The organism is Micromonospora sp. CNB394 (assembly GCF_000374985.1).
GTDB classification, from domain to species: Bacteria; Actinomycetota; Actinomycetes; order Mycobacteriales; family Micromonosporaceae; genus Micromonospora; species Micromonospora marina.
In genome coordinates, this window is the sequence record NZ_KB895840.1 from 74,300 (window position 1) to 100,696 (window position 26,397).

The 26,397-nt window shown below is 74.2% G+C and carries 23 protein-coding genes; 16 read left to right on the top strand and 7 right to left on the bottom strand.

Annotation, left to right across the window (positions count from 1 at the left end):
* The first annotated feature begins 1 nt into the window (after position 1).
* From C569_RS0118260 to C569_RS0118270, 3 genes are read left to right on the top strand one after another with little or no spacing between them, the layout of a single operon-like run.
* Positions 2 to 190, top strand: coding sequence for an MbtH family NRPS accessory protein (locus C569_RS0118260; RefSeq protein ID WP_018787223.1), 189 nt, complete (start codon positions 2 to 4; stop codon positions 188 to 190).
* Positions 187 to 3,312, top strand: a complete 3,126-nt coding sequence (locus C569_RS0118265) for a non-ribosomal peptide synthetase (RefSeq protein ID WP_018787224.1) — start codon at positions 187 to 189, stop codon at positions 3,310 to 3,312. The genes C569_RS0118260 and C569_RS0118265 overlap by 4 nt, the downstream gene beginning before the upstream one ends.
* Entirely contained in the window at positions 3,312 to 8,798 is a 5,487-nt protein-coding gene (locus C569_RS0118270) for a non-ribosomal peptide synthetase/MFS transporter (protein WP_018787225.1), read from the top strand. Before C569_RS0118265 ends, C569_RS0118270 begins: the two co-directional genes overlap by 1 nt.
* A gap of 465 nt (positions 8,799 to 9,263) precedes the next feature.
* On the opposite strand, the gene C569_RS0118280 is transcribed toward C569_RS0118270, so the two are convergent.
* Positions 9,264 to 10,481 carry a hypothetical protein gene (locus C569_RS0118280; protein ID WP_018787226.1) on the bottom strand — a complete coding sequence of 406 codons (1,218 nt, stop codon included), beginning with the start codon at positions 10,479 to 10,481 and terminating at the stop codon, positions 9,264 to 9,266.
* A gap of 135 nt (positions 10,482 to 10,616) precedes the next feature.
* Complete coding sequence (locus C569_RS0118285) at positions 10,617 to 11,273, bottom strand: DUF4291 domain-containing protein (RefSeq protein ID WP_018787227.1); 657 nt, start codon at positions 11,271 to 11,273, stop codon at positions 10,617 to 10,619.
* An 80-nt stretch (positions 11,274 to 11,353) separates the two neighbouring features.
* Here C569_RS0118285 and C569_RS0118290 point away from each other — a divergent pair, with 80 nt between their 5' ends.
* A complete protein-coding gene (locus C569_RS0118290; protein ID WP_026268318.1) occupies positions 11,354 to 11,848 on the top strand; it encodes a type II toxin-antitoxin system PemK/MazF family toxin in 495 nt (164 codons plus the stop codon).
* 51 nt (positions 11,849 to 11,899) lie between these two features.
* On the opposite strand, the gene C569_RS0118295 is transcribed toward C569_RS0118290, so the two are convergent.
* Positions 11,900 to 12,535, bottom strand: a complete 636-nt coding sequence (locus C569_RS0118295) for a GGDEF domain-containing protein (protein ID WP_026268319.1) — start codon at positions 12,533 to 12,535, stop codon at positions 11,900 to 11,902.
* A gap of 224 nt (positions 12,536 to 12,759) precedes the next feature.
* Between C569_RS0118295 and C569_RS0118300 the strand changes: the two genes are divergently transcribed.
* The 4 genes from C569_RS0118300 (at position 12,760) to C569_RS0118315 (ending at position 16,435) form a co-directional block, all read left to right on the top strand.
* Positions 12,760 to 13,014 carry a DUF397 domain-containing protein gene (locus C569_RS0118300; protein ID WP_018787230.1) on the top strand — a complete coding sequence of 85 codons (255 nt, stop codon included), beginning with the start codon at positions 12,760 to 12,762 and terminating at the stop codon, positions 13,012 to 13,014.
* Between the two features lie 105 nt (positions 13,015 to 13,119).
* On the top strand, positions 13,120 to 14,007 hold the full coding sequence (locus tag C569_RS0118305) for a helix-turn-helix transcriptional regulator (protein ID WP_018787231.1): 888 nt from the start codon (positions 13,120 to 13,122) through the stop codon (positions 14,005 to 14,007).
* 75 nt (positions 14,008 to 14,082) lie between these two features.
* Positions 14,083 to 14,931, top strand: coding sequence for an SAM-dependent methyltransferase (locus C569_RS0118310; protein WP_026268320.1), 849 nt, complete (start codon positions 14,083 to 14,085; stop codon positions 14,929 to 14,931).
* Between the two features lie 61 nt (positions 14,932 to 14,992).
* Positions 14,993 to 16,435 (top strand): serine/threonine-protein kinase, encoded by a 1,443-nt coding sequence (locus C569_RS0118315; protein ID WP_018787233.1) that lies wholly within the window; start codon positions 14,993 to 14,995, stop codon positions 16,433 to 16,435.
* On the opposite strand, the gene C569_RS30560 is transcribed toward C569_RS0118315, so the two are convergent.
* Both C569_RS30560 and C569_RS0118325 read right to left on the bottom strand, forming a co-directional pair.
* Entirely contained in the window at positions 16,399 to 17,133 is a 735-nt protein-coding gene (locus C569_RS30560; protein WP_018787234.1) for a phosphotransferase, read from the bottom strand. The genes C569_RS0118315 and C569_RS30560 overlap by 37 nt on opposite strands.
* A gap of 24 nt (positions 17,134 to 17,157) precedes the next feature.
* The gene (locus C569_RS0118325; protein ID WP_026268321.1) at positions 17,158 to 17,874 is read right to left on the bottom strand and encodes a carbon-nitrogen hydrolase family protein; all 717 of its coding nucleotides are present in this window, start codon (positions 17,872 to 17,874) and stop codon (positions 17,158 to 17,160) included.
* Between the two features lie 42 nt (positions 17,875 to 17,916).
* On the opposite strand from C569_RS0118325, the gene C569_RS0118330 reads away from it, so the two are divergent.
* The 5 genes from C569_RS0118330 to C569_RS0118355 all read left to right on the top strand — a co-directional run bounded on the left by C569_RS0118330 (position 17,917) and on the right by C569_RS0118355 (position 22,104).
* Positions 17,917 to 18,696 (top strand): DedA family protein, encoded by a 780-nt coding sequence (locus C569_RS0118330; RefSeq protein WP_018787236.1) that lies wholly within the window; start codon positions 17,917 to 17,919, stop codon positions 18,694 to 18,696.
* 505 nt (positions 18,697 to 19,201) lie between these two features.
* Positions 19,202 to 19,543 carry a MazG-like family protein gene (locus C569_RS0118340; RefSeq protein ID WP_018787238.1) on the top strand — a complete coding sequence of 114 codons (342 nt, stop codon included), beginning with the start codon at positions 19,202 to 19,204 and terminating at the stop codon, positions 19,541 to 19,543.
* 29 nt (positions 19,544 to 19,572) lie between these two features.
* Positions 19,573 to 20,409, top strand: a complete 837-nt coding sequence (locus C569_RS0118345) for a hypothetical protein (RefSeq protein ID WP_018787239.1) — start codon at positions 19,573 to 19,575, stop codon at positions 20,407 to 20,409.
* A gap of 16 nt (positions 20,410 to 20,425) precedes the next feature.
* Positions 20,426 to 21,397, top strand: a complete 972-nt coding sequence (locus C569_RS0118350; protein ID WP_018787240.1) for a pirin family protein — start codon at positions 20,426 to 20,428, stop codon at positions 21,395 to 21,397.
* A 38-nt stretch (positions 21,398 to 21,435) separates the two neighbouring features.
* Positions 21,436 to 22,104, top strand: a complete 669-nt coding sequence (locus tag C569_RS0118355; RefSeq protein ID WP_018787241.1) for a hypothetical protein — start codon at positions 21,436 to 21,438, stop codon at positions 22,102 to 22,104.
* Between the two features lie 312 nt (positions 22,105 to 22,416).
* Here the strand turns inward: C569_RS0118355 and C569_RS0118360 are convergent, their stop codons facing one another.
* A complete protein-coding gene (locus C569_RS0118360) occupies positions 22,417 to 22,686 on the bottom strand; it encodes a DUF2795 domain-containing protein (RefSeq protein WP_013285970.1) in 270 nt (89 codons plus the stop codon).
* A gap of 177 nt (positions 22,687 to 22,863) precedes the next feature.
* Here C569_RS0118360 and C569_RS0118365 point away from each other — a divergent pair, with 177 nt between their 5' ends.
* Positions 22,864 to 23,268, top strand: coding sequence for a DUF2267 domain-containing protein (locus C569_RS0118365; RefSeq protein ID WP_018787242.1), 405 nt, complete (start codon positions 22,864 to 22,866; stop codon positions 23,266 to 23,268).
* A gap of 16 nt (positions 23,269 to 23,284) precedes the next feature.
* On the opposite strand, the gene C569_RS0118370 is transcribed toward C569_RS0118365, so the two are convergent.
* Positions 23,285 to 24,469, bottom strand: a complete 1,185-nt coding sequence (locus tag C569_RS0118370; RefSeq protein WP_018787243.1) for a CaiB/BaiF CoA-transferase family protein — start codon at positions 24,467 to 24,469, stop codon at positions 23,285 to 23,287.
* 242 nt (positions 24,470 to 24,711) lie between these two features.
* Here C569_RS0118370 and C569_RS0118375 point away from each other — a divergent pair, with 242 nt between their 5' ends.
* Positions 24,712 to 25,746 (top strand): TerC/Alx family metal homeostasis membrane protein, encoded by a 1,035-nt coding sequence (locus tag C569_RS0118375; protein ID WP_026268322.1) that lies wholly within the window; start codon positions 24,712 to 24,714, stop codon positions 25,744 to 25,746.
* 50 nt (positions 25,747 to 25,796) lie between these two features.
* Positions 25,797 to 26,396, top strand: coding sequence for a sulfite oxidase-like oxidoreductase (locus C569_RS0118380; protein ID WP_018787245.1), 600 nt, complete (start codon positions 25,797 to 25,799; stop codon positions 26,394 to 26,396).
* The last annotated feature ends 1 nt before the right edge of the window (position 26,397 follow it).

A 26,397-nucleotide genomic window follows, 5' to 3' on the forward strand; every position in this document is an offset into this window, starting at 1 on the left:
CATGGCCGAACTCCGATTCCTGGTCGTCCGCAACGACGAGGAGCAGTACTCGATCTGGGCGGCCGACCGGGACCTGCCCGCCGGCTGGCACGACACCGGCTTCGCCGGCAGCCGCGAGGAGTGCCTGGCCCACGTGGACGAGGTCTGGACCGACATGCGTCCCCGCTCCGTGCGCGAGGCCCTCTCATGAGCGCGAGCCAGGAGTGGACCTTCCCGGCCTCCTACGCCCAGGAGCGGGTGTGGATGGCCAACCAGCTCGACGCCGCCTCGCCGGTGTTCAACGTGTCCTTCCCGTGGCTGTTCCCCGCCGGCGTGGACGCCGGCACGGCGAGTGACGTGGTCAACCGGGTGATCGCCCGGCACGAGGCGCTGCGTACCCACCTGCGGACCGACGACGGCGTGCTGGTGCAGGTCGTGCGCGCCCACGAGCCGTCGCCGCTGCCCGTCACCGACATCACCCACCTGCCGGCCGGCGAGCAGCGGGCCGAGTTCGAGCGCATCCGCGGCGAGGTGGCGCGCCTGCCGATCCCGCTGGACGCGGCGCCGCTGTGGCGGGCCCGGCTGATCCGCATGACCGAAGGACTGGCGCTGGCGTTCGTGGTGCACCACGCCGTCTTCGACAGCCACTCGGCGGTGCTGTTCCACGCCGAGCTGGTCGCGTTCTGCGAGGCCGCGCGCACCGGCGCCGAGCCCGCCGTGCCCGAGCTGCCCATCCAGTACGCCGACTTCGCGGTCTGGCAGCGCCAGCAGCTCACCGGCGAGGACCTGGACCGGCAGCTCGCGTTCTGGACCGGTCACCTGGCCGGCACGCCGCCGGTCACCGGCCTGCCGCTGGACCGGCCCCGCCCGGCCCAGCTCGGCTTCGCCGGTGACGAGGTGCGCTTCACGCTGCCCGACGGGCTGCTGGACCGCGTCGGCGCGCTGGCCACCGGCGCGCAGGCCACCCCGTACATGGTGCTGCTGGCCGGTTTCGCGGCGCTGCTGTCGCGGATCTCCGGCGACGCCGACGTGGTGGTCGGCGTCTCCACCGCGGGCCGGGACAACCCGGAGCTGGCGTCGCTGATCGGCATGTTCGTCAACCCGGTGGCGCTGCGCTGCGACGTCTCCGGCGACCCGACGTTCGCGGCGCTGCTCGGCCGGGTCCGCAACGGCCTGATCGACGCCATGGAGCACGGGCAGACACCGTTCCAGAAGATCGTCGAGGCGGTCGACCCGCAGCGTGACCCGTCGGTGCAGCCGATCTTCCAGACCGCGCTGAACTGGATCCCGGACTCCGGCCTCGACCCGGTCGAGCTGGGCACCACGAAGGACGACCTGGCCTTCGACATCACCACTGGCGACTGCCGCCTGGTCTACCGCACCGACCTGTTCGACCGGTCCACGGCCGAGACGGTGGTCAGCCGCTACGTACGCCTGCTCGCCGCCGCCGTCGCCGAGCCGGAACGTCCGGTGGGCGCGCTGCCGCTGCTCACCGACACCGAGCGGGACCAGGTGCTCGGCGCCTGGAACGACACCGCCCACGACGTGCCGGTGACCACTGTGGTCGACGAGGTGCAACGGCGGGCCGCCGCCACCCCGGACGCGGCGGCGCTGGTCTGCGACGGCGTGACGCTCGGCTACGGCGAGCTGAACACCGCCGCGAACCGGCTGGCCCGGCTGCTGGTGGCCCGCGGCGCCGGCCCGGAGACCCGGGTCGCGCTGGCGCTGCCCCGCTCCTGCGACCTCGTCGTGGCGATGCTGGCGGTGCTCAAGGCCGGCGCCGCGTACGTGCCGGTGGACACCGCGTACCCGGCCGGCCGGATCGCGTACCTGTTGACCGACGCCGCGCCCGCGCTGGTGGTGACCGCGCCGGACACCGCCGCCCTGGTGCCCGGTGACGCGCTGGTGCTCGACGGCGAGGTCGGCTCGGACCAGTCCGGCGACGACCTCACCGACGCCGACCGGGTCGCGCCGCTGCGCCCGGAGCACCCGGCGTACGTGCTCTACACCTCCGGCTCCACCGGCCGCCCGAAGGGCGTGGTGGTCGAGCACCGGGCGGTGACCGCGTACCTGGCCTGGGCCCGCGCCACCTACCCGGGGCTTTCCGGGGTGGCGCTGCTGCACTCGCCGGTGTCGTTCGACCTGACCGTCACCGGCCTGCTCGGCACGCTCACCGCCGGCGGCACGGTGCGGCTCGCCGCGATCGACTCCCCGGCCGCCCGCGCCGGTGGCCGGCCGGCCTTCCTCAAGGTCACGCCGAGCCACCTGCCGCTGCTCGACGGCGAGCTTTCGCCGACGGCCGACCTGGTGATCGGCGGCGAGGCGCTGACCGGAGAGCAGCTCGCCGCCTGGCGGGCCGCACACCCCGACGTGGCGATGATCAACGAGTACGGCCCGACGGAGGCCACAGTGGGTTGCGTCGCGGCCCGGGTCGCACCCGGCGAGCCGGTCCCGGCCGGTCCGGTGCCGATCGGCAGGCCCACCTGGAACACCCGGGCGCTGCTGCTCGACGCCGCGCTGCGGCCGGTGCCCCCGGGGATGGTGGGGGAGCTGTACGTCACCGGCACCCAGCTCGCCCGCGGCTACCACGACCGGCCCGGCCTGACCGCCGAGCGGTTCCTGCCGTGCCCGTACGGCCCGCCCGGCGCCCGGATGTACGCCACCGGCGACCTGGCCTGCTGGCGTGCCGACGGCACGCTCGACTACCTGGGCCGCCGCGACGACCAGGTCAAGGTGCGCGGTATGCGCATCGAGCTGGGTGAGGTCGAGGCCGCGTTGCTGGCCCACCCGGACGTGCGCGCCGCCGCCGCGGCGGTCCGCACCGACGGCGGCGAGCCGATGCTCGTCGGCTACCTGGTGGGCCCGGCCCACGAGGACTCGGTCCGCGCCGAACTGGCCCGCGAGCTGCCCGCGCACCTGGTGCCGGCCGCCCTGGTCCGGCTGGACGCGCTGCCGCTGACGCCCAACGGCAAGCTGGACCGCGCCGCGCTGCCCGCCCCGGCGGCGGCCGAGCAGGCCCAGGACAGCTACGTCGCGCCCCGCACCGAGGCCGAGGGTCTGGTCGCCGAGGTGTACGCCGAGATCCTCCAGGTGGAGAAGGTCGGCGCCCACGACGACTTCTTCGCCCTCGGCGGCAACTCGCTGCGCGGCATGCGGGCGATGGCCCGGATCCGCGCCGAGGTGGACGTCGACCTGCCCATGCGGGCGCTGTTCGGCAGCCCTGTGGTGGCGGACCTGGCGGCCCAGATCGAACAGCGGATCGCCGCCGAACTCGACGGGCTCTCCGACACCGAGGTCGCCGCGTTGCTCGCGGCGGAAGAGGGAACCGACTGATGACCGACCTGAAGGATCCGGCCCGCGAGGCGGCCCGGCAGGCGCTGATCGCCAAGCGGCTACGCGCCCGCCAGGCCGCCCCCGCGGCCCGGATCACCCCCCGCCCGTCCGGCGCCCAGGTGCCGCTGTCCTACGCCCAGGAGCGGGTCTGGTTCATGGACCAGCTCGCCCCGGGCGAGGCGGCGTACCACATCGCGGTGCCGCTGCGGGTACGCGGACCACTCGACGTGGACGCGCTGCGCGCCGCCCTGACCGCGCTCGCCGACCGGCACGAGTCGCAGCGCACCCGCTTCCCGGCCGACGCCGACGGCCGTCCCACGGTGGTCGTCGCGGACACGGCCGACGTGCCGCTGACAGTGGTGGAGGCGCCCGACGAGGCCGCCGCGCAGGCGCTCGTCGACGCGGCGGCGGCCGAGCCGTTCGACCTGGCGAACGGGCCGCTGCTGCGGGCCCTGCTGGTCCGGCTCGCCGCCGACGACCACGTGCTGTTCCTCGCCCAGCACCACATCGTCGGCGACGGCTGGTCGGTGGACGTGCTGCTGCGTGACCTGATCACGCTCTACCGGGGCGGCGAGCCGCCCGCCCTGCCGATCCAGTACGGCGACTTCGCCGTCTGGGAGGCCCAGGAGCTGGACGGCCCGCAGGCGCGGACGCACGTCGACTACTGGAAGCAGCGGCTGGCCGGCGTCACCCCGCTGGAACTGCCGCTGGACCGGCCCCGCCCGGCCACCCAGACCTACCGCGGGGACTTCGTCGAGTTCCAGCTCGACCCGGCCGCCACCGGGGCGCTCAACATGCTCACCCGCGACAGCGGCGGCACGCTGTTCATGACGCTGCTGGCCGCGTACCAGGTGCTGCTGGCCCGCCACGCCGGCCAGGACGACTTCGCGATCGGCGCGTCGGTGGCCGGCCGGTCCGCGCCGGAGCTGGAGAACGTCGTCGGCATGTTCATCAACATGCTGCCGCTGCGCGCCGACCTGGGCGACGATCCGACGTTCGCCGAGCTGCTGGAGCGCACCCGCCGTACCGTGCTCGACGGGTTCGAGCACGCCGAGGTGCCGTTCGCCAAGGTGGTCCACGAGCTGGGCCTGCCGCGCGACGTCAGCCGCTCCCCGGTGTTCCAGACGATGTTCGTGCTGCAGAACTACGAGATGGGCCGCTTCCGCGGCGTGTCCCGTACCGACGAGGTCACGTTCTCCTGGACCCCGATGGAGTTGCAGGCCACCCGGTTCGACTTCGAGCTGCACGCGGTGGAGACCGTCGACGGGCTCTGGGGCAAGCTGGTCTTCAACACCGACCTGTTCGACCGGGCCACCGTGGAACGCGTGGCGCAGCGGTGGACCGCGCTGCTGGACGCGGTCGTCGCCGCGCCGGACACCCCGGTGTCCCGGCTGCCGCTGCTGCCCACCGCCGAGCGGGAACTGCTGGCCGCCTGGAACGACACCACAGCCGACTTCCCGCGCGCCGAGACGCTGCACGGCCCGATCGAGGAGCGCGCAGAGGCCACCCCGGACGCGGTAGCGGTCACCATCGACGGGCACAGCCGCACGTACGCCGAGCTGAACGCGCAGGCCAACCGCGTCGCGCACCGGCTGCGCGCGGCGGGCGTCGGCCCGGAGACCCTCGTCGGGGTCTGCGCGGAACGCTCGGTGGAACTGGTCGCCGGCCTGCTCGGCGTGCTCAAGGCCGGCGGCGCGTACCTCCCGCTGGACCCGGAGTACCCGGCCGACCGGCTCGCGTTCATGGTCGCCGACGCGGACGCGCCGGTCGTGCTGGTCCAGTCGCACCTGCGCGACGTGCTGCCCGGCACCGGCGCCACGGTGCTCGAACTGGACGACGCCACGGTCTGGGCCGACCGGCCCGACACCGACCCGGCGCCCACCGCCGGGCCGGAGCACCTGGCGTACGTCATCTACACCTCCGGCTCCACCGGCCGCCCGAAGGGCGTGCCGAACACGCACCGGGGCATCGTGAACCGGCTCGACTGGATGCAGAAGACGTACGGCCTCGGCACCGACGACGCGGTGCTGCAGAAGACCCCGGCGAGCTTCGACGTGTCGGTGTGGGAGTTCTTCTGGCCATTGCGCACCGGCGCCCGCCTGGTGCTGGCGAAGCCGGGCGGCCACAAGGACGCGGGTTACCTGCGTGACCTGCTGGTGTCCGAGCGGATCACCACCGCCCACTTCGTCCCGTCGATGCTCACCGTCTTCCTCGCCGAGGACGGCGTGGAGGCGGCGACCGCGCTGCGCCGGGTGATCTGCTCCGGCGAGGAGCTGCCGCTGGCCTCGGCGGCCGACTTCACCGCCCGGCTGCCGTGGTGCGGCCTGCACAACCTGTACGGCCCGACCGAGGCGGCCATCGACGTGACCGCCTGGGCGTGCGAGCCGGACCGGCTGGCGCAGGTGACCAGTGTGCCGATCGGCGCGCCGATCGCCAACCTGCGGCTGCACGTGCTCGACCCGTCCGGCGGGCAGTGCCCGGTCGGGGTGGCCGGTGAGCTGCACATCGGCGGCGTCGGACTGGCCCGCGGCTACCACCGCCGGCCCGCGCTGACCGCGGAGAAGTTCGTCCCCGACCCGTTCTCCGGTGAGCCTGGCACCCGCCTGTACCGCACCGGTGACCTGGCCCGCTGGGTGGCCGGCCCGGACGGCGCCGGGGTGATCGAGTTCCTGGGCCGCATCGACCACCAGGTGAAGCTGCGCGGCCTGCGCATCGAGCTGGGCGAGATCGAGAGCGCGCTGCGCGAGCAGCCGGGCGTCACCGAGGCCACTGTGATCGTCCGCGAGGACAGCCCGGGCGACAAGCGGCTCACCGCGTACCTGGTCGGGGAGGCCGAGCACGTCGCGCTGAAGGCGGCGCTGAAGGACACGCTGCCGGAGTACATGGTGCCGGCCGCGTTCGTCACGCTCGACGCGCTGCCGCTGACCCCCAACGGCAAGCTGGACCGCAAGGCGCTGCCCGCGCCGGTGGTCACCCGCGAGGCGTCGGTGGCGCTGGTCGAGCCGCGCGACGACACCGAGCGGGCGCTCGCCGCGATCTGGTCCGAGGTGCTGGGCGTGGACACGCTCGGCATCGACGACGACTTCTTCGACCTGGGCGGGCACTCGATGCTCGCCACCCAGGTGGTCGCGAAGATCCGCAAGGCGGAGCTGGGCGGCCGGGCGGTCGGCGTGATGGACCTGTTCCAGCAGCGCACCATCCGCGACCTCGCCGCGTTCATCTCCGGCGACGCCGCGCAGGAGGGGCCGCGCCGGCTGCTCTACGAGCTGACCAGGCCGATCCCGGCGGGCAAGCGGGTGCTGACGTACGTCTGCGTCCCGTACGGCGGCGGCAGCGCCATCGTCTACCAGCCGCTGGCCGACGCGTTGCCCGCCGGGTACGGGCTGTGGTCGCTGGCGATCCCCGGCCACGACGTGGGTCTCAGCGAGGACGCGCTGCCGTTCGACGAGCTGACCGGCCGGGTCGCCGACGAGATCCTGGAGCGGGTCGAGGGACCGATCGCCCTGTACGGCCACTGCGGCGTGGGCAGCGCCATCCTCGCCGACGTGGCCCGCAAGGTCGAGGCGGCCGGCCGGGACCTGGAGGCCGTCTACATCGGCGCCATGTTCCCGTTCGCCCGCCCGAAGGGCGTGATCGCGGCGCTGCGCGACCGCCTGGAGCGGCTCAGCAGCAACAGGCACTCCGCGAGCTGGCTCAAGTCGATGGGTGTGGACACCGAGGAGCTGGACCCGGAGCAGGCCGACCGGATCATCAGTAACATGCGGGCCGACTCCCGCGCCTCGGAGGAGTACTTCACCCGGCTGCTGGACCAGCGGGCGGCGAAGCTCCGGGCGCCGATCATCTCGGTGGTCGGCTCCGAGGACCCGGTTACCGACTACTACCGCGAGCGGTACGCCGAGTGGCAGTTCCTCAGCGACACGCTCGGCCTCGTCGTGCTCGACCAGGCCGGGCACTTCTTCCTCAAGTACCGGGCCGAGGAACTGGCCGAGATCGTCACGCGGGTGCACCCGGCGGTGGCCGCCGGGGACGTCGGCGCCCTGACGCCGCAGGCCCGGGGTGCGGACGCCGGTTGGGTGGTCGCCGACACACTGCGGGTGGGGGAGGACCGCAAGCCCACCACGACGATCAAGCCGAGCATGGGCCGGTTCATGGCCGTCACGACCGGCCAGCTCATCTCCAGCACCGGTTCCGCGCTGACCGCGTTCGCGCTCCCGATCTGGCTGTTCAACCGCACCGGCTCGGTGGCGAACCTCGGCCTGCTCTGGGCGCTCGCGCTGATCTGCGGCGTGCTCATGCTGCCGGTGGCCGGCGCGCTGGTCGACCGGGTCAGCCGGCGGCGGATCATGATGGCTGCCAGCTGCTTCGCCGGTTCCGTCCAGCTGGTGCTGGCCGCCCTGTTGTGGACCGACAACCTGGTGCTCTGGCACATCTACATGCTGGTGGCGCTGAGTTCGGTGGCCGGTTCGTTCCAGCGGATCGCGTTCCAGTCGGCGGTGCCGCAGCTGGTGCCCAAGCGCTACCTCGGGCACGCCATGGGCATCACCCAGCTCTCCACGGGCGTGGCGACGCTGCTCATGCCGGCGTTCGCGGCCGGGCTGCTCGCCACCATCGAGCTGAAGGGCATCCTGCTGGTCGACGTGGCCAGCTACGTGTTCGCGGTGCTCACCCTCGCCGTGGTCCGGTTCCCGGACGCGCTCGGCTGGCGGCCCCGGGAACGGCTGCTGGTGGCCATCGCAAACGGCATGCGCTACTCGTGGCGGCACCGCGGGTTCCGGCTGATGCTCGGCTACTTCGCGCTGGGCAACATCTTCCTTGCGCCCGCGCTGGTGCTCATCACCCCGCTGGTGCTGTCGTTCGGCAGCCCCACCCAGGTGGCGCAGGTGGCGCTGGCCGAGGCGGTCGGCGCGGTGCTCGGCGGCGTGCTCATGTCGCTGTGGGGCGGTCCGCGCAAGCGCCGGATGATCGGCGTGCTGATCGGCAACCTGGGCACCGCGATCGGCTGCGTGCTGATCGGCCTGGACGCGTCGGTGGCGATGATCTGCGTCGGCTTCTGCTGGCTGGCCATGTCGATGACCACCGCGCAGTCGATCTACGCGACGATCGTCCAGGTGAAGGTGCCGCAGCGCTTCCACGGCCGGGTCTTCAGCCTCAACCAGACCATCTCCTGGTCGACGCTGCCGATCGGGTTCGCGCTGCTCGCGCCGGGCGCCACCGCACTGTTCGAGCCGATGCTCGCCCCCGGCGGTGCGCTCGCCGACACGGTGGGCGCGGTCATCGGCACCGGACCGGGCCGGGGCATCGGCTTCGCGTACATCTGCTTCGGCGTGGCGCTGATCCTCATCACGCTCGGCGGTTTCGCGATCCGGCTGCTGCGCCGGTTCGACATCGAGGTGGAGGACTCCCTGCCGGACGACCTGATCGGCGCCCAGGAGCGCGAGAAGCGCCTGGCCGCCAAGGCCGAAAAGAAGGAAATCGTCTCCGTCTGACCCCGCCTCCACCCGGTTGATCAAGGAGTTCGTGTCCGTTCCGGGCCCCCCGGCCGGCACGAACTCCTTGATCACCGGGGCCAGCATCGGTGCGATGAGCGAGGACGTCACCGACGAGCTGTTCCGGGAGGTCGGCCTCGATCCGTGTGCGGCTGTGGTCGAGGTCGGTGAGCAGGACGCCGACGGGCTCACCGACCACAGCCCGGACGGTCACCAGGCCCGCGCCGACCTCGCCGCGCACGCCCTGCGCCGGATCGAGGCGCTGCCCGCGACCCCGCTGCACGCCCACGTCGGCGCGCGCCAGGCCGCGATCCCGGCCGCACTCGACGGGTACGCCCGCAGCCTCCTGCTCGCCGCCGCACGCGGTCACCTGCCGGCGTTCCCCGGCGACCGGCGGGTGTTCCACCACCGGGCCCTGGAACTCGGCTCGCTGGGGCTGGGCCAGCTCACGAGCGCGCTCGCCGCCTATCCGGCCTCGTCGGCGGGCAGCTCCTCCGGATCGGCGACCCAGGCGGAGTACACCGGCAGCGCGTGCCACGGCCCACCGGCCGGGTCGGTGGTCACCGCAACCACCGCGTACGGGTGACCGAACCGCAGCTCGGCGACGCGGGCGACTCCCTCCGGCGGCAGGCCGGCCGCCATGCCGAACGCGGTCACCGCGGCGGCCTCGAAACCGTAGCGGCCGAACCGGGCCACCGCGGACTGCGCGGCGTCGAATCCCGGCCCGGTCAGGCCCAGCAGCCCGCCGAGCGCCCGCGCCGCCGCGTCGAAGCCGAACCCGGGCGCGGTCAGGTCGTGCCGGCTGCTCGCCGACCAGCAGGGCAGCACCGCTGTGGCACGTTCCTCCCGGCCGCCCGGCGCGAACGTGTTGACCGGCTCCTCCCGCAGCGTCCACAGCGGCGTCTCGCCAAGTGGCAGGTCGAACAGCGACAGGTGGCCCGGCAGGGAGCTGCCCGGGCTGAGGGCGGCGGCGCCCGCCAGTTCCTGGGCGGCGGCCAGCACGTCGGCGGCCGGCACCTCGGGTGCGGCGGCCACCGACACCACGAGCATCCCGGCGCCGTCGTCGCCGGTCCGGGCCGGCGCCGCGTGCACCGCCACGGCACCGGCCCGGTCGGTGGCGGCCAGCCAGCAGCGGTGCCCGAACGGTGGCGTCCGCAGCACCCACCGCAGGCGGCTCGACCAGGCGCTACCAGCGCCCAGCTCCGTGCCCGGGGCGGTGTCGAACGGGTCGGCCCAGGACACCCGCGTCGCGAGCGCGCTGGCCAGGACCAGCAGGGTGTCCGGGGCGACATCGACCGGGAAGCGATCGAGCAGCCCGCCGGTACGCTCCCGGGCCCAGGCGTCCAGGGCCGCCTGTTCCGGCAGCGGACCGCGCTCGGTTGCCTCCGGCAGGGTGGCCCGCCAGGCGGCCAGCTCCGCCGCCGGGGTGCGCTCCCACAGCGCGGTGGCGGCGGCGACCATCGGGTGCGGCGCGGCGAGCAGCGCCCGGGCCTCGGCGGCGGCGTCGTCCGGGTCGGCGCCGAGCGTCTCGGCCAGCGCCGCGCGGGCGTCGCCGGTGGCGGCCGGGCCGGTCAGCGCCAGCAGCAACCAGGCGCCCAACGGGGAGGCGACGTGGTGGGTGTCACCGGCGGCACGGTGCAGCCGCTCGGCGTAACGGGCCAGGGGTGCGCGCAGAGGAGTCACGGCTCCACTCTGCCCGCCGGCGCGGCCGTCGGCACGCCGCGTGCCAGGACCACAGGTCGATCGTCGGACAACTCCACGCCCCAAGCGTAAGGAAGGGCCCCCTGTTAACGCCTCCGGTAGTAGAGGGGCCCCTTATTAACATCGCGCCCGGCGCCCGGCGCCCGGCGCCGGGACGCCTCGCGTCGGCGTACTCGTGCAGCTCGCATCGATGACGCGGGCCACCTCGTCCGGCAGCGGGTACGGCCGTTCCACCGGCAGCAGCGCCGACGCCCCCGCCTCGTCGCCGTCGGTGAGCCGGTGGTGCACCGACCGGGCCAGCGCGGTGACGTCGGTGAGTCCGACCACCCACTCGTCGACGTACCGGCGTACCGCCTCGCCGGCCAGTCCGACCTGAAGCGAGCGGTACGGCAGCGGCGCCTGCCGCAGCGAGCGTTCCGGGTCCCACTGCACCCGCACCGGGCTGACCCGCAGTCCGCGTCGCCATGCCTTCCGGTCCGGGTGCAGGCGCGGGTCGTAGCTGCTGAGGCAGGCGTGCCGCAGGGCCCACTCGAAGCCGGCCCGGCTGATGTCGATCGCGAGCACCCGTTCCTGGCCCGGCTTGAGCGCCCAGCCGCAGCGGTACATCATCCAGCGGAACGAGGGCTTGATCCAGGTCATCCGCTCCCGCTTGAACGGCGGCACGAACCGGCCCGCGCGCAAGGCCGCGCCGGCGATCTCCGGCGGGTACGCCTGGTAGACCGTGACGGCGGTGTCGGTGAACGCGGCACGGATCTGGTGGCGGGGCGCTGTCACCGGGGCATGATGGCACCGCCCTCCCGGCCCGGGCGACCCGATTCCGGGGCCGGCTCACACCGAGCGATAGGCTGCCCGCCGTGGCAGGTCTGTTGAGGAACGTGGCGTCGCGGCTCGGCCGGATCACCCGGGGTGTGCCCGCCCCCACCCGCCCCGGCGGGCCGATCCCGGCGCAGGTCGCGCGCCGCCGTCAGGTCAGCGCGTTGCAGCGCCGCGAGCTGTCGTACGCCCCGGAGCCGGACGGGCAGGCCGACCCGGGCGAGATCGTCTGGACCTGGGTGCCGTACGAGGACGATCCCCGCCAGGGCAAGGACCGCCCGGTGCTGGTGGTGGGCCGGCACAGCCGCACGCTGTTCGGGTTGATGCTGTCCAGCCAGAGCGACCGGGACGGCCAGCGGCACTGGCTGGCGCTCGGCCCGGGGGAGTGGGACCGGGACGAGCGGCCGAGCTGGGTACGCCTGGACCGGGTGCTCACCATGCGCGAGGACAGCATCCGCCGCGAGGGCGCGGTGCTGGACCGGTCCCGGTTCGACCGGGTCGGGCAGGCGTTGCGCGCCGGCTACGGCTGGCGCTGACCCGCCGGGTACGCCGAGACGCGGCACGCGTGCCGGCCGAACCGAGCGCGGTCAGCACTCCGCGACGAGTTGGCGGGCCGGGCGGGCGGCGCCGAGCGTCTTCGCCTCGTACATGGCCGCGTCGGCGCGGCAGAGCGCGTCGGTGAGCTGGGTGGGGCAGTGCACCGGCGCGAGCCCGACCGAGGCGGTGACCTGGATGCTGCGCGCACCCAGCGGGATCGGCGCGGCGAGCGCCTCGCAGAGCCGCCGGGTGGCGTGTTCGATCCACCGGCGGTCCGGCGTGGGACTGGCCAGCAGGCCGGCGAACTCGTCGCCGCCGAGCCGGGCCACCAGGTTGGGGCCGGCGAACGCGGCCAGCCGTTGCGCCACGCTGACCAGCACCTGGTCCCCGGCGGCGTGCCCGTAGCGGTCGTTTACCTGCTTGAAGTCGTCCAGGTCGAGCACGACTGCGACGAGCGGCTGACCGGCGGGGTCGGTGAGCAGGGCGGCGGCCAGCCGGAAGAACGCGCGGCGGTTCGGCAGCCCGGTGAGCGGGTCGTGGCTGGCGGCGTGCCGCTCGGCGGCCAGCTCGGCCTGGAGCAGCTCGATCTCGGCTTCGGCGCGCAGCGCGCGGCGGCGCAACTGCCAGGCGGAGACGAGGGCGCCCGCGGCGGAGATGCCGGAGGCGATGGTCATCGGATCCGCCAACGCGTCCTCCTCACCGCAGTCCCGAAGCCGCGCGGAGCGGCGTCCCGGGGCCGGGCTCGGGTCACCGTGCGTGAACGAACCGGCACACCGTATTTCGGCTATCATGCTCTCTGTCCATTGCAGATGCAATAGCAGATGCACGTGCATCTCACTCCTCAGTCGACAGACGTCGCCACCCACCGCTCCTCCCCGCGGCCTCGGCTGGCTCATCCCGAAGGACGCCCATGCAGCAACCGCCGAACGGCGTGCCCGTGACCGAGTTGCCACCGATGCGCTGGCTGAAGAGCCGCCGCAGCAACCCCAGCGGCAATTGCGTCGAACTGGCCGAGCTGCCCGGTGGCGGCATCGCGGTCCGCAACTCCCGGCACCCCGAGGGACCGGCGCTCATCTACACGGTGGACGAAATCGCCGCGTTCGTGCTCGGCGCCCGCGACGGCGACTTCGACCATCTGATCCCGCCGTCCCGTATACGGGACTGACTCCGTCCGTCCGGGGGAGTTCACCTCACTGTCGGTTCATGGCATGCTTACTCGTCGGTTCGGGAGGGTGCCCGGCCGGGGCGGTCGGGATGCGAGGGCGGTCAGGTGGCGACGGTGCCCGTCGAGGGTGGTCCGACAAGCGGTCCGACGGTGCTGCGCATGCTGCTCGGCGGGCAGCTGCGCCGGCTGCGGGAGAGCGCCGGGGTCAGCCGCGAGACCGCCGGGTGGGAGATCCGCTCGTCCGAGTCGAAGATCAGCCGGATGGAGCTGGGTCGGGTCGGCTTCAAGGAACGCGACGTGGCCGACCTGCTCACGCTCTACGGCGTCACCGCGACCCAGGACCGCGACGCGCTGCTCAAGCTGGCCCGGGACGCGAACAGCCCGGGCTGGTGGCACCGCTACGGCGATGTGCTCCCCGCCTGGTTCCAGTCCTACCTTGGCCTGGAGGCGGCCGCCGCGCTGATCCGCACGTACGAGGTGCAGTTCGTGCCCGGTCTGCTGCAGACCGCGGCGTACGCCCGGGAGGTGATCCTGCTCGGCCATCGCAGCGCGTCGGGCGCGGAGCTGGACCGGCGGGTGGAGCTGCGGATGCAGCGCAGGGAACTGCTGCGGCGGGCCGACCCGCCGCAGCTGTGGGCGGTGCTCGACGAGGCGGTGCTGCGCCGCCCGATCGGGGGCGCGGCGGTGATGCGGGAGCAGATGGACGCGCTGATCGAGGCGACCTCCGGCCCGCACGTGCGGCTGCAGATCGTCCCGTTCGCCGCCGGTGGGCACGCCGCGGCCAGCGGCGCGTTCAGCATCCTGCGCTTCGGTGACGCCGACCTGCCCGACATCGTCTACATCGAGCAGCTCACCAGTGCGATCTACCTCGACAAGCGCGACGACCTGGACTTCTACGCCGAGGCGATGGAGCGGTTGTGCGTGGAGGCCGCCCCGCCGGAGCGGACCCCGGAACTGCTGGCCCGCCTGCGCGACGAGCTGTACCCGGCCTGACCGGAACGGCGCCGGGCAGTAGCATGACGGCGACCGGGGACAGTGGACGGTGGTACGCGAGTCGTGGAGGCGGCCTTGACCAGCGACGCAACAGGTACGGCACCCGATTCCGGATCGCTCGCCGACCGGATCGACACCAGCGTGGCGCACCCGGCCCGCCGGTACAACTACTGGCTCGGCGGCAAGGACAACTTCCAGGCCGACCGTGACTCCGGCGACGCGATGGCCGAGCGGTTCCCGACCATCCGGATCAGCGCGTTGGAGAACCGGCGGTTCCTGCGCCGCGCCGTGCGCCACCTGACGGGCGAGGCGGGCGTCCGGCAGTTCCTGGACATCGGCACCGGCATCCCCACCGCCGACAACACGCACGAGGTGGCGCAGTCGACCGACCCGCGGGCCCGGGTGGTCTACGTCGACAACGACCCGATCGTGCTTGCGCACGCCCGTGCGCTGCTCACCAGTTCGGCCGAGGGTGCCACCGCGTACCTCGACGCGGACCTGCGTGACCCGGAGCGCATCCTCGCCCACCCCGACCTGCGCCGCACGCTCGACCTGTCCCAGCCGGTCGCGTTGATGCTACTGGCGGTGCTGCACTTCGTGCCCGACCGCGATGATCCGTACGCGATCGTCGGTCACCTGCTGGACGCGTTGCCCGCCGGCAGCTACCTGGCCGCCTCGCACGCCACCCACGACTACCTGCCCGCCGAGTTGGCCGCCGAGGCGAAGGCGGCGGCCCGCGGCGGCGGCCCGCACGGCGTGATCAACCTGCGCAGCCGGGAGGAGGTCGTGCGTTTCTTCGACGGCCTGGAACCGGTCGAGCCGGGCGTCTGCTCGGTCGCCGAGTGGCGTGCCGACGGCGAGCCCGAGCCGCGCCCGTCGGTGGTCGAGGTCAGCATGTACGGCGGGGTCGCCCGCAAGCCCTGACCGGGGCCGCGCGCCGGGCGGTTGACGGGCACGGGGACCGGACGGGCAGACTGGAGGCATCATGTCGCCGTTCACGCCCGCCCTGCGCCTGCACGACCGATACGTCCTGCGCGAACGCATCGGCCTCGGTGGGATGTCCGAGGTGTGGCGTGCCGACGACGAGGTCCTGCACCGGCCCGTCGCGGTCAAGGCCCTCGCCGGGCAGCTCGCCGCCGATCCGCAACTGCGGGCGGTCATCCAGCGCGAGGCCCGCGCGGCGGCACGGCTCACCCACCCGCACGTGACCCAGGTGTACGACTACGGCGAGGCGACGCTGGACAGCGGCGTCGTGGTCCCGTACCTGGTGATGGAGCTGGTGGAGGGGCAGACGCTCGCCGACCGGCTGGTCGGCGGTCCGCTGGCCTGGCCGGACGCGGTCCGCACGGCCGGGCAGGTCGCCGGGGCGCTGGCCGCGGCGCACCGGATCGGTGTGGTGCACCGCGACATCAAGCCGGCGAACGTGATGCTCACCGAGACCGGCGCGAAGGTGCTCGACTTCGGCATCGCCGCACCCGCCGGCCCGCACCCGGTGACCGGGCAGACCGGCGCGCTGCTGATGGGCACCCCCGCGTACTTCGCCCCGGAGCGCCTGGATCCCGGCCCGGCGAACCCGGCCGGCGACGTGTACGCGCTCGGCGTCCTGCTCTACCGCAGCCTCACCGGTCGGGCACCGCTCCCGGTGCGCAGCTGGGACGACGTGGTGGACGTGCGGCGCGACCGGCCGCCGGTGCCGCCGCCGCGGGTGCCGGGCCTGCCGCCGGAGATCACCGACCTGGTCCTGGCCTGCCTGGCGGTGGACCCGGCGCGGCGGCCCGCCGCGGCCCGGCTCGCCGACCGGCTGGGCGCGGGCCGCCCGGTGGACCCGCCGACCGCGATCCTGCCCACCGTGGCTCCGGTGGCGCACCCGCCCACCCTCGTCGAACGGTCCCCGGCCGCCGCGTACCGCCCGGCCCCGCCGGCACGTTCCGTCGCGCCGCCGCGCCCGGCCGTCTCGTCGAACCGGCTGTTCGGGCTGCTGGTGGCCGGTGCGGTAGTTCTGCTGCTCGCCGTGGTCGGCTCGCTGGTGCGGGGCGACGGCTCCGGCACGCCGCCTGCGGCCGCGCCCGCCACGGGCCCCACGACCGGCGCCGCCGAGCCGCCCGCCCCGAAGCCCAGCCGCGCCGCGCCGCCGTCGACGGCACCCGAACCGGTGACGCTGCGGCAGCTCGGCGACCGGTTCGACGAGCTGCTCGACCGGGCCGAGGCGATCGGGCTGATCGACCCCAAGACCGCCGACGACCTGCGGAAGAAGGCCGCCGAGCTGGACCCGGGCAAGGCGAGGGACAGGGGCAAGCGGGTCGAGGACCTCCGCGAGAAAATCGAGGACGCGGCCGAGGACGACAAGATCGACCCGATCACCGCCGCCGCGCTGCGCAGGTTGATCGACGGCTACGAGCGGCTGCGCGGCGGCGCCGACGAGGGCTGAGCCGCGGTCGGCGCGACAGCGCGGATCGTCTCCGTCACCAGGGCGGCCGCCTCGGGCAGCCGTTCCGGGTCGGACGCGTGACCGGCAGCGCGGTGCCGGACCGCCTCCGCCAACTGGTCGAGCGGCCCGGACGCGGCGACGTACGCGGACAGCAACTCACCGGCCGCCGCCGCCAGCGGGTGATCCGGAGCCACTGCGACCTCCGCGAGGATCAGCGCGGTCGTCGTCCGGTCCAGTGCCGGCGGGCCCTCGGCGCTGTCGGTCCAGTCGATCACCACCGGGCCTGCCGCCGTCAGCAGCACGTTGTACGGGTGCAGGTCGAGGTGCAGCAGGCGGACCGCCGGATCGGCCGACCGCAGGGCCGGAAGCGCGTGCAGCCGGGCGTGCAGGTCGGCCAGTATGCGGGCGACCGCTTGCGCGCCGACGGTGCCCGCGTGAAGCGCCTCGACCAGCGTCGGGCCGGTGACCCGGTCGAGCACCAGGTCGGCGCCTTCGGCCTGGTGCACCCGGGGCACCGGGAATCCGGCGCGGTGCAGGTACCGCATCACCTCGGCCTCGGCCCGCACGTCGCCGCCGTCGCGGTAGCGGCGCAGCACCCGCTCGCCGGACAGCAGCCACACGTCTGCGGTGCGGCCGGTGGCGAGCGGGCCGTGCTCCGTGGCCGGATGATCCGGGCCGGCGCGCTCCGACTGTGCCATCGGCCCAGCGTAGGGGATCCGTCCTCAGCGCAGCGTCCCCGTGGCCACCTCGCCTGCGTCCGCGCCGGCGCGGATCACCGGCTCACCCGCCGGTGACCAGATGCCGGAGCCACCAGCGGCCCGCGTGTACCCGCCTCCGGTCGACCCGGCGAAACTCGCCGTCACGACCCACGCGCCGTGCGTGGCGGCGACCCGGCGTGCGCGTTCGTCCGGCACGGCCGCGTCGTCTGCCGACTCCAGCACCCCGGCCAGGTAGGCGTCCGCGCCCAGGGCCACCGTCGCCGCCGCGTGCTCCGGTGTCCCGGTGTCCTTGCACACCGCCAGGCCCAGCCGCCAGCCGTCCACATCGAGCACCGCCGGCTCCCGGCCCGGTCGCATGTGCCGCGGCTCCGCGCCACCCAGAAACATCTTCCGGTACGCCACCCGCACGCCCTCGGGGTCGACGGCGAGCACCCCGATGTGCGGCCCGGGCACCGGCGCCCCGGCCAGCGCCAGCGTGCCGGTCTCGGCGCACGCGGCCCGCAGCGGCGCGAGCCGGGGATCGTCCGGTTCCAGTGGCGCGGCGGTCAGTTCGTACCCGGTCAGCGACATCTCCGGGAAGACCACCACCCGGGCCGCGGCGGCGCGCACCGCGTCGGCGTGCCGGGCGGCGTTGCCCTCGACGTCGTGGGAGCGGGTCAGCGGCTGGGCGACGGCGATCCGCAACGGTGTACGCACGACGTACACGATAATGGTTTCCATGCCGCGTGGCCGTTCGCAGCTTCGCCCCGTAACGTTTGACGGATGATCGGAAACGCACAGCTGCTCGCCGTCCCCCGGGTGAGCGCCGCGCGGGCCGCGGAACCGGCCGGCGACGGAGTGACCGGCTGGGTCACCGGCCTGATGGAACGCCTCGGTGGGCCGGGCGCCGGGCTCGCGGTGGCCCTGGAGAACCTGTTCCCGCCCATCCCCAGCGAGGTGATCCTGCCGCTGGCCGGCTTCACCGCGAGCCAGGGCAAGATGAGCCTGGTCGGCGCCATCGTCTGGACCACGCTCGGGTCGATCGTGGGCGCGTTGGCGCTCTACTACATCGGCGCGGCCCTCGGGCGGGACCGGATGCGCGCCCTGGCCGCGCGGCTGCCGCTGATCAAGCTGGAGGACGTGGACCGCACCGAGGCGTGGTTCCTGCGCCACGGCGTCAAGGCGGTGTTCTTCGGCCGGATGATTCCGATCTTCCGCAGTCTCATCTCCATCCCGGCCGGAGTGGAACGGATGCCGGTTCCGGTCTTCCTGCTCTACACGGCGCTGGGCAGCCTGATCTGGAACACCACGTTCGTCCTCGCCGGTTACCTCCTCGGCGAGCAGTGGCACGTGGTCGAGGCGTACGCGGGCACGTTCCAGAAGTTCGTCATCGTGGCCGTGGTGGCCGGTGTCTGCTGGTTCGTGGTCAGCCGCGTCCGCCGCTCCCGCCGTACCGCCGGCGACGTGCCGCCGCAGCCGGAGCCGCAGCTGGAGCCGGAACCGGAGACGGCCCCGCCGGGCACCGTCTACCGCGGCGGCTGGTACGGCCGCGCGGAGGACTGAGCCCCCGGCTCAGCAGGGCGGGTAGAGCGGGCGGGTGCCGGCGCCGGCGGCCCGGGGCGGCCCGGTCGCTGAACCGGCAGCCGAAGTCCGGCGCCGCCACCGCGCGCCGGTCGGTGACCGCGTCACCGGCCGGGCGCTTGCCGGTGCGCACCCAGCGGGTCAGGTCGTCCCGGGCGGCGCCGGCCTCGGCCGGGCGAACAGCCTCCTGGTCGCCGATCGCCCCGCACATCGGCGGCGCCCCGGCGTAGTAGCCCGGGTACTTCTCCAGCGACCGGCCGATGACGTGACCGCCGATCGACGGACCGGCGATCAGCACCCGGTGCGGGCGCCGGGCGGTACGGCCGAACAGATCGGCAGCTCGGTGCCCTGACCGCGGTGGCCGTGCGCCCACATCACCAGCTCGCCGTTGCAGCGCGCCGGGATCTCGATGATGTGACCGGCGTTGGGCGCTCGACCACCTCGGCGTACTCCGCGAACGGTGTGCGGGTGCGGTTCACTGGTCCGCGTGGACGCCACCATCTGGACGACGGCGCGGGACGCGCGTGCCTGGCTCGACGCCGCGAACGGCCGCGGCGACACCGAACTGACCTGTCGCATCCTCAAGATCGGCGAGGAGGCCGGTGAGGTCGCCGCGGCCTGGATCGGCCTGCTCGGGCAGAACCCACGCAAGGGGGTGACGCACACCCGGGAGGAGGTCGCCGCCGAACTCGCCGACGTGGCGTTCACCGCGCTTGTCGCCATCGAGAGTCTCGGGCTGGACGCGCACGCCGTGCTGGCCGCGTGTGCCGGCAAGGTGCGTTCGCGTACCGGAGGGGGAATGAACCGGGACGACGACGCGGACGTATGACCGGTGGGGACCGGCGAGAGGGGACGACCATGACCGCATCCGAGGACGACCCCTACCTGACCCGGCCCCGCTGGTCCGGCGGAGCCCGGCTGCTGGCGGCTGCCGCGGTGCTGGTGGTGTTGCTCGGCGCGGTGGCGGTGGCGGTGACGCTGTCCAACCCGGCCCGTCTCGGTGTGGTCTTCTCCGGCGGCGCGCCCCCGTCACCGGTCACCGAGGGCGGCGGTTCGGGCGGGGCGGGCACCGCCGAGGTGGCCGGCGCCCAGACGCTCACCGAACCTCGCGGCGACCGGCAGCGCGCCCGGTTCGAGCTGGTCGACGGGCTGACCCGGTTCACGCTGCGGGCCGCCGACCTCGGCGACGACCTCTACCGGATCGGCGCGCCGGACGGCTCGGGTGTGACCCCGCGCCCGCAGCTTGAGGGGGACCGGGTCCGGCTGCGGATCGAGGAGAACGGCCGCCCCGGCCCGGCCGCCGTCGAGGTGGTGCTCAACTCGCGGGTCACCTGGCGGCTGCGGCTGATCGGCGGCGTCAGCGAGCAGCGCCTCGACCTGAGCGAGGCCCGGCTCGCCGGGGTCGACCTGGTCGGCGGCGCGGCGGTGACCCGGCTGCTGCTGCCGCGGCTCGACGGCTCGCTCACCGTCCGGATGACCGGCGGAGTCAGCGAACTCACAGTCACGGTGCCCGACGCGCCGCCGGCCCGGGTGCGGGTGGCCTCCGGTGCCGGTTCCCTGACCCTGTACGACGAGCGCCGCGGCGGGATCGCCGCCGGTGACCTCATCAGCTCACCGGGTTGGGACCGGGCCGCCGACCGGCTCTACCTCGACCTGGTCGGGGGCGCGAACGCGGTGAGCGTCACCGCGTACTGAGCGTACAGTCGGGGCGGTGGACCGCACCGAATCCCTGCCCGCGCAGACGCTCCCACCGGGCACCGGCCCGACCGACCCGGGCAGCGTGCTGCTGCCCGGCCACGACGTCCCGCTCGGCCGCTACACCACGGTGCGCCGGCTGCTGCCGCAGCGGCAGCGCCGGATGGTCGGCGCCTGGTGCTTCGTCGACCACTTCGGGCCCGACGACGTGGCCGACCGGCCCGGCATGGAGGTGCCGCCGCACCCGCACACCGGGCTCCAGACCGTCACGTGGCTGCTCGACGGGGAGATCCTGCACCGCGACAGCCTCGGCAACGTGCAGCCCATCCGGCCGGGTCAGCTCAACGTGATGACCTCCGGGCGCGGCATCGCCCACTCCGAGCGCTCCCCGCTCGTGCACCCGCCGCTGATACACGGCGTGCAGTTGTGGGTGGCGCTGCCCGACCCGGCCCGCGCCGGTGACCCGGCCTTCGCCCACCACGCCGACCTGCCCCGCTTCCGTGCCGGCGACCTGGACGTCACGCTGCTCGTCGGCGACCTCGGCGGGGAACGCTCGCCGGCGGTCGTGCACACCCCGCTGGTCGGCGCGCAGATCGAGGTTCGCGGGCCGGCGCCGGCCGCGCTGCCGCTGCGTCCGGACTTCGAGTACGGGCTGCTGGCCATGTCCGGGGCCGCCGAGTGCGACGGCACGGCGCTGGCTCCCGGCGCGCTGCTCTACCTGGGCCTCGGGCGGAGCACGCTGACACTGCGCGCCGAGCCGGGCACCCGGCTGCTGCTGCTCGGCGGCACCCCGTTCGAGGAGCCACTGGTGATGTGGTGGAACTTCGTCGGCCGCTCGCACGATGAGGTGGTGACCGCCCGGGAGGACTGGACGGCCGGCCGCCGCTTCGGCGTGGTCGCCGACGACGCGGCACCGCCGCTGCCCGCGCCCGCGCTGCCCACCACCCGGCTCAAGGCCCGGGACCGCGGCGGAGACGTGCGCGGCTGACCGCCGAATGCCGCGCCGTCGCCGGGGTAGTCGGCGGCATGCCGACACAGAACGCCCCGCGCGACGTCGCGGACCGCAAGCGGCTCGCCCGCCGGCTCGCCGGAGACGGCCGCGGGTTCGCCGAGTGCTTCGGGTTCCGGGTGACGAACAACCCGGCCCAGTTGTTCCAGGTGCTGTACCTGGCCGTCCTGCTGGCCCGCCGGGGCGACTTCCACCGGGCCGTCGACGCGGCCACCGCGCTGCGCGACGCGGGGTGGGACACCTCGGCCCGGATGGCCCGCTCCCGGCACGAGGACCGGGTACGCGTGCTGCGCGCCGCCGGGCTGCGCGGTGACCTGGCCGCGATCGCCGACACCCTCGGCGACCTGGCCCGCACCGTCGTCGAGGCGTACCGGGGCGACCTGCGCCGGCTGCGGACCGCCGCGCACCAGGACCCGGGTGCGGAGCGACGGCTGCTGACCGCGCTGCCCGGAGTGGACGACGAGGTGTGCGACCTGTTCCTGCGCGAGGCGCAGGCGCTGTGGCGCGAGGCGGCGCCGGTGGCCGACCGGCGGGCGCTCGCGGCGGCCCGGCGGCTCGGGCTGGGCCGTACCGAGCGTGACCTCGCCGGACTGACCGGCAGCGGCGAGTCGGAGCAACTGTCGTGGCTGGTCGGAGCGCTGGCGCGGGTGGACCTGGAGCGGCGGTACGCCGAGGTGACCGCTTGAGCGCGGACGTGCGCCCGGCCACAATTCCGCGATTCTCACCCGTTCGGCTGATGCCGCGTCGTATGATGATGGTGGCAGCGATGCCCGCCCGGTTCGGGCGAACATCTTACCGCTGCGCGGTCGCGACCCGGTTCGGGCGTGAACCGCGGGGACAGGTGCTGCGTGGCGCCCCAGGTCGCGGTTCGTGACCCGGGGCGCTCGCCTGTCCGGGGCGCGTCCACAGGGAGCGCCCACGCGCCACAGTCGTACGCCGGCCCTCCTCCGCACGCGCGGCGGCCGGCGGCCGTGTCGCCCGCCGGCCCGCCGCAGTGCTCAGATGCCGCGCAGGTGCTGCGACACGCGCGGGTGGTTGTCCCGCGCCTGCGCCGCGCGCTGCGACCGGCTCACCTCGGGCGCCGCGTCGATGCCGGCCGACCGGGCCACCTCGGTGCCGTTGGCGTAGTCCACCGGGGGCAGCGCGCGCAGCGCCCGCAACACGTCCGGCGGCGCGCCCTCCCGTTCCGCCTCGCGGATGACGTCGTCCTTGCCGGCCGGATAGTCCAGCGCGGACAGGTAATCAAGGACATCCGTGTAACTCGCCATGGGTCGGGCTCCTCGTGGCAGTAGTCGGGGTCATGACCGGGCGGCGGTTACCCGCCGCGCCGCCCCTCACGCCCGCGGGCGCGGAAATCCCTACGCCGTCTCGCGCCGGCGACCGGCGCCGTTTCCGGCGCGCCGTCGCGGGTAGCCGCGGTGGGCGCACCGAAGGGGGTACCACGCATGCACTACCTGACCTTCGTGAGCCGGGTCGCCCGGCTCACCGGCACCGGCGAGGACCGGGCCGCCACGCTCACCGGGGCCACGCTGGAGACGTTCGCCGAGCGGCTGACCGGCGGCGAGGTGCTGGACCTGGCCGCGCAGCTGCCGAAGCCGCTGCAGGGGCTGCTCAGCCCGTATCCGCGCGACGAGGCTGCGGAACGGTTCGGCGCGGCCGAGTTCGTCGCCCGGGTCGCCCGCCGGGCCGACTGCGACGAGAACACCGCCCGGGACGCCGTACGCGCGGTCTTCGTCACGATGCGCGAGGCGATCCGCGGCGGAGAGTTCCAGGACGTCGTGGTCCGGTTCCCCCGCGACTACCGGGACATGGTGGAACCGGCGTTGGCCCCGGCGGCGAACCGCCGCTGAGCGGATGGGCGGGCGGTCAGCCGAGCACGCCCGCGGCGCGCAGCGCGGCGATCCGGCCGGTGTCGATCCCGGCGTCGGCCAGTACCTCGTCGGTGTGCTCGCCCGGTGACGGCGGCGGGCGCCGGACAGAGGTCGGGGTGGCCGAGAAGCGCGGCGCGGGAGCGGGCTGGGTGACGCCGTCCGGCGCCACGAAGACCTCCCGGGCGCGCAGGTGCGGATGCGCCGGTGCCTCGGCCCAGTCGAGCACCGGCGCCACGCAGGCGTCGGTGCCGGCCAGCAGCGCCGTCCACTCGTCCCGGGTCCGGGTGCGGAACAGCCGCGCCCAGGCGGCCCGCAGCGCAGGCCAGTTCGCCGGGTCGTCCCGGTCCAGCGCGTCGCCCGGCGCGTCCTCGCCGGCCGGCGCGTCGGCGTCGAGCGGGAAGCCGGTGAGCCGGACCAGTTCGGCGTAGAACTGCGGCTCCAGCGCGCCCACCGCGACGTACCGCCCGTCGGCGCACTCGTACGTGTCGTAGAACGGCGCACCGCCGTCGAGCAGATTCACCCCGCGCGGGTCCTGCCACAGGCCGATGCCGCGCAGCGCGTGGATCTGGGTTGCCAGTACCGACACGCCGTCCACGATGGCCGCGTCGACCACCTGGCCGGGCGCACCGCCGCGCACCGCGTACAGCGCCGCGACCACGCCGAGCGCCAGCATCATGCCCCCGCCGCCGTAGTCGCCGAGCAGGTTCATCGGCGGCACCGGACGTTCCCCGGCCCGGCCCACGCCGTGCAGCGCGCCGGTCAGCGCCAGGTAGTCGATGTCGTGCCCGGCGTGCTGCGCCAGCGGCCCGTCCTGCCCCCAGCCGGTCATCCGCCCGTACACCAGGCGGGGGTTGGCGGCGAGGCAGTCGTCCGGGCCGAGGCCGAGCCGTTCGGTCACCCCGGGCCGGAAGCCCTCCACCAGCGCGTCCGCGCCCGCAGCCAGGGCGAGCACCAGGTCACGCCCCGCGGGCTGCTTCAGGTCCACAGCGATCGAGCGGCGGTTGCGGTTCAGCAGGTCGCCCGGGAAGGCGCCGAACCCGCCGCCGGGCCGGTCGACGCGCACCACGTCGGCGCCGAGGTCGGCCAGCATCATCGCCGCGAACGGACCGGGGCCGATGCCGGCCAGTTCGATCACCCGTACGCCGGTCAACGGTCCCTGGTTGGTCACCCGCGTCACCATAGGGGCCCGGGTGACCTCGCGCCATGCCCTCCGCCGGCGCGCGGTGGTCGACCAGGGCAAGCATCCGTGTCCCGACTTGGCGTCCGGTCCGGCGGTGACCTAGCCTTGTGCAGGCGAGGGGAGTACTTCCCACGAATCATTCCGGTCAGTACGGCGAGCCGCCGAGGCGAGCCCCGGGTGGTTGCCCACGAAAAAGTGGGTGAAGGAGACCTCGAACATGACACGGTGTTCGAGGAGGTTCCATGCCCGAATTGTTCCCCCTGGCTGCGGCCGAGTTGTCCTCGATCGGCACGCCCACGCTGTGGGCGGTGACGATCGTCGGCGTGCTCGTGCTGCTGGTGCTGGATTTCCTGGTCACCCGTAAGCCGCACGAGGTCTCCATCCGCGAGGCGCTGGGCTGGTCGGCCTTCTACATCGCCCTGCCGCTGGCCTTCGGCGCCTGGATCTGGTCCCGTTGGGGCAGCCAGCAGGGCATCGAGTACCTCACCGGTTACCTGGTCGAGAAGTCGCTGTCGGTCGACAACCTGTTCGTCTTCATGCTGCTGCTCGCCGCGTTCGCGGTGCCCTCCGTGCTGGCCCAGCGGGTGCTGCTCTACGGCATCGCGGGCGCCCTGGTGCTGCGCGGCGTGTTCATCGCGCTCGGCGCCGCCGCGCTCCAGACGCTCGACTTCGCCTTCCTGCTCTTCGCGCTCATCCTCATCGCCACCGCGGTGAAGCTGCTGCGCGACGCCCTCTCCGGGCACGAGCAGGAGGTCGACATCAACAAGATGCGGTCGGTGCGTCTGCTGCGCAAGTTCATGCCGGTGGTCGACGAGTACCACGGCACCCGGATGACGATCCGGCAGGACGGCCGCCGGGCGCTCACCCCGTTCGCGCTCGTCGTGGTCGCCGTGCTGGCCACCGACATCGTGTTCGCCGTCGACTCGGTGCCCGCCGTCTTCGGCATCACCGAGGACCCGTACCTGGTCTTCGCCACAAACGCCTTCGCGCTGCTGGGCCTGCGTGCGCTCTACTTCGTGCTGCACGCCGCGCTGAGCCGGCTGGTGCACCTCAGCTACGGCCTGGCCGTCATCCTCGCGTTCATCGGCCTCAAGCTCGGCCTGCACTGGGCGCACGGCATCTGGGAGGGCGTGCCGGAGATCCCGACGCTGGCCTCGCTCGGCGTGATCGTCGGCGTCCTGGTGGTCGTCACCATCACCAGCCTCCGGGCCACCCGGGACAGCGGCGACGGCGAGCGCACGGTCGTGCAGGAGGTGTCGGGCGGCGGCTCGTCCTGACTCGGTGGGAACCGCTGCCCCGGTGTGTGCGGCGGTGGTACGACTGACGGGTGGGAATCGTCTCGCCGGGCTTCCAGGGCCGGCCCCGTTCGTCCGCCTCCGACCTGCCGCCGGGGCAGTACCTCACCGAGGACTTCCCGGTGCTCTCCGCCGGCCCGACGCCGCGGGTGCCGCTGGACACCTGGGAGTTCGTGCTGACCAGTGAGACGGGCACGGAGTACCGCTGGTCCTGGGACGAGATGATGGGCCTGCCGCAGGACACCCCGACGGTGGACCTGCACTGCGTCACCCGCTGGTCCAAGTTCGGCACCACCTGGCAGGGCGTCTCCCTGGACACGCTGCTCGACGGCGTCGACACCGACGCCCGGTACGCCCTGGCGCACTCCTACGGCGGCTACACCACGAACCTGCCGCTGGACGACCTGCGCGGCGGCCGGGCATGGGTGGTGCACACGTACGACGGGGGGCCGCTGCCGGCCGAGCACGGCGGGCCGGCGCGGCTGCTCGTACCGCACCTGTACCTGTGGAAGTCGGCGAAGTGGGTGCACGGCATCCGGCTGCTCGTCGAGGACCGCCCCGGCTTCTGGGAGACCGCCGGCTACCACGACTACGGCGACCCGTGGCGCGAGCAGCGCTACCAGGGCGACTGAG

What these genes read in the sequence shown, in the direction of transcription:
- C569_RS0118260 (WP_018787223.1), top strand. Translation starts at nt 2, where the DNA reads ATGGCCGAACTCCGATTCCTGGTCGTCCGCAACGACGAGGAGCAGTAC.
- C569_RS0118265 (WP_018787224.1), top strand. Translation starts at nt 187, where the DNA reads ATGAGCGCGAGCCAGGAGTGGACCTTCCCGGCCTCCTACGCCCAGGAG.
- C569_RS0118270 (WP_018787225.1), top strand. Translation starts at nt 3,312, where the DNA reads ATGACCGACCTGAAGGATCCGGCCCGCGAGGCGGCCCGGCAGGCGCTG.
- C569_RS0118300 (WP_018787230.1), top strand. Translation starts at nt 12,760, where the DNA reads ATGCAGCAACCGCCGAACGGCGTGCCCGTGACCGAGTTGCCACCGATG.
- C569_RS0118315 (WP_018787233.1), top strand. Translation starts at nt 14,993, where the DNA reads ATGTCGCCGTTCACGCCCGCCCTGCGCCTGCACGACCGATACGTCCTG.
- C569_RS30560 (WP_018787234.1), bottom strand. Translation starts at nt 17,133, where the DNA reads ATGGCACAGTCGGAGCGCGCCGGCCCGGATCATCCGGCCACGGAGCAC.
- C569_RS0118325 (WP_026268321.1), bottom strand. Translation starts at nt 17,874, where the DNA reads ATGGAAACCATTATCGTGTACGTCGTGCGTACACCGTTGCGGATCGCC.
- C569_RS0118330 (WP_018787236.1), top strand. Translation starts at nt 17,917, where the DNA reads ATGATCGGAAACGCACAGCTGCTCGCCGTCCCCCGGGTGAGCGCCGCG.
- C569_RS0118345 (WP_018787239.1), top strand. Translation starts at nt 19,573, where the DNA reads ATGACCGCATCCGAGGACGACCCCTACCTGACCCGGCCCCGCTGGTCC.
- C569_RS0118355 (WP_018787241.1), top strand. Translation starts at nt 21,436, where the DNA reads ATGCCGACACAGAACGCCCCGCGCGACGTCGCGGACCGCAAGCGGCTC.
- C569_RS0118360 (WP_013285970.1), bottom strand. Translation starts at nt 22,686, where the DNA reads ATGGCGAGTTACACGGATGTCCTTGATTACCTGTCCGCGCTGGACTAT.
- C569_RS0118365 (WP_018787242.1), top strand. Translation starts at nt 22,864, where the DNA reads ATGCACTACCTGACCTTCGTGAGCCGGGTCGCCCGGCTCACCGGCACC.
- C569_RS0118370 (WP_018787243.1), bottom strand. Translation starts at nt 24,469, where the DNA reads ATGGTGACGCGGGTGACCAACCAGGGACCGTTGACCGGCGTACGGGTG.
- C569_RS0118375 (WP_026268322.1), top strand. Translation starts at nt 24,712, where the DNA reads ATGCCCGAATTGTTCCCCCTGGCTGCGGCCGAGTTGTCCTCGATCGGC.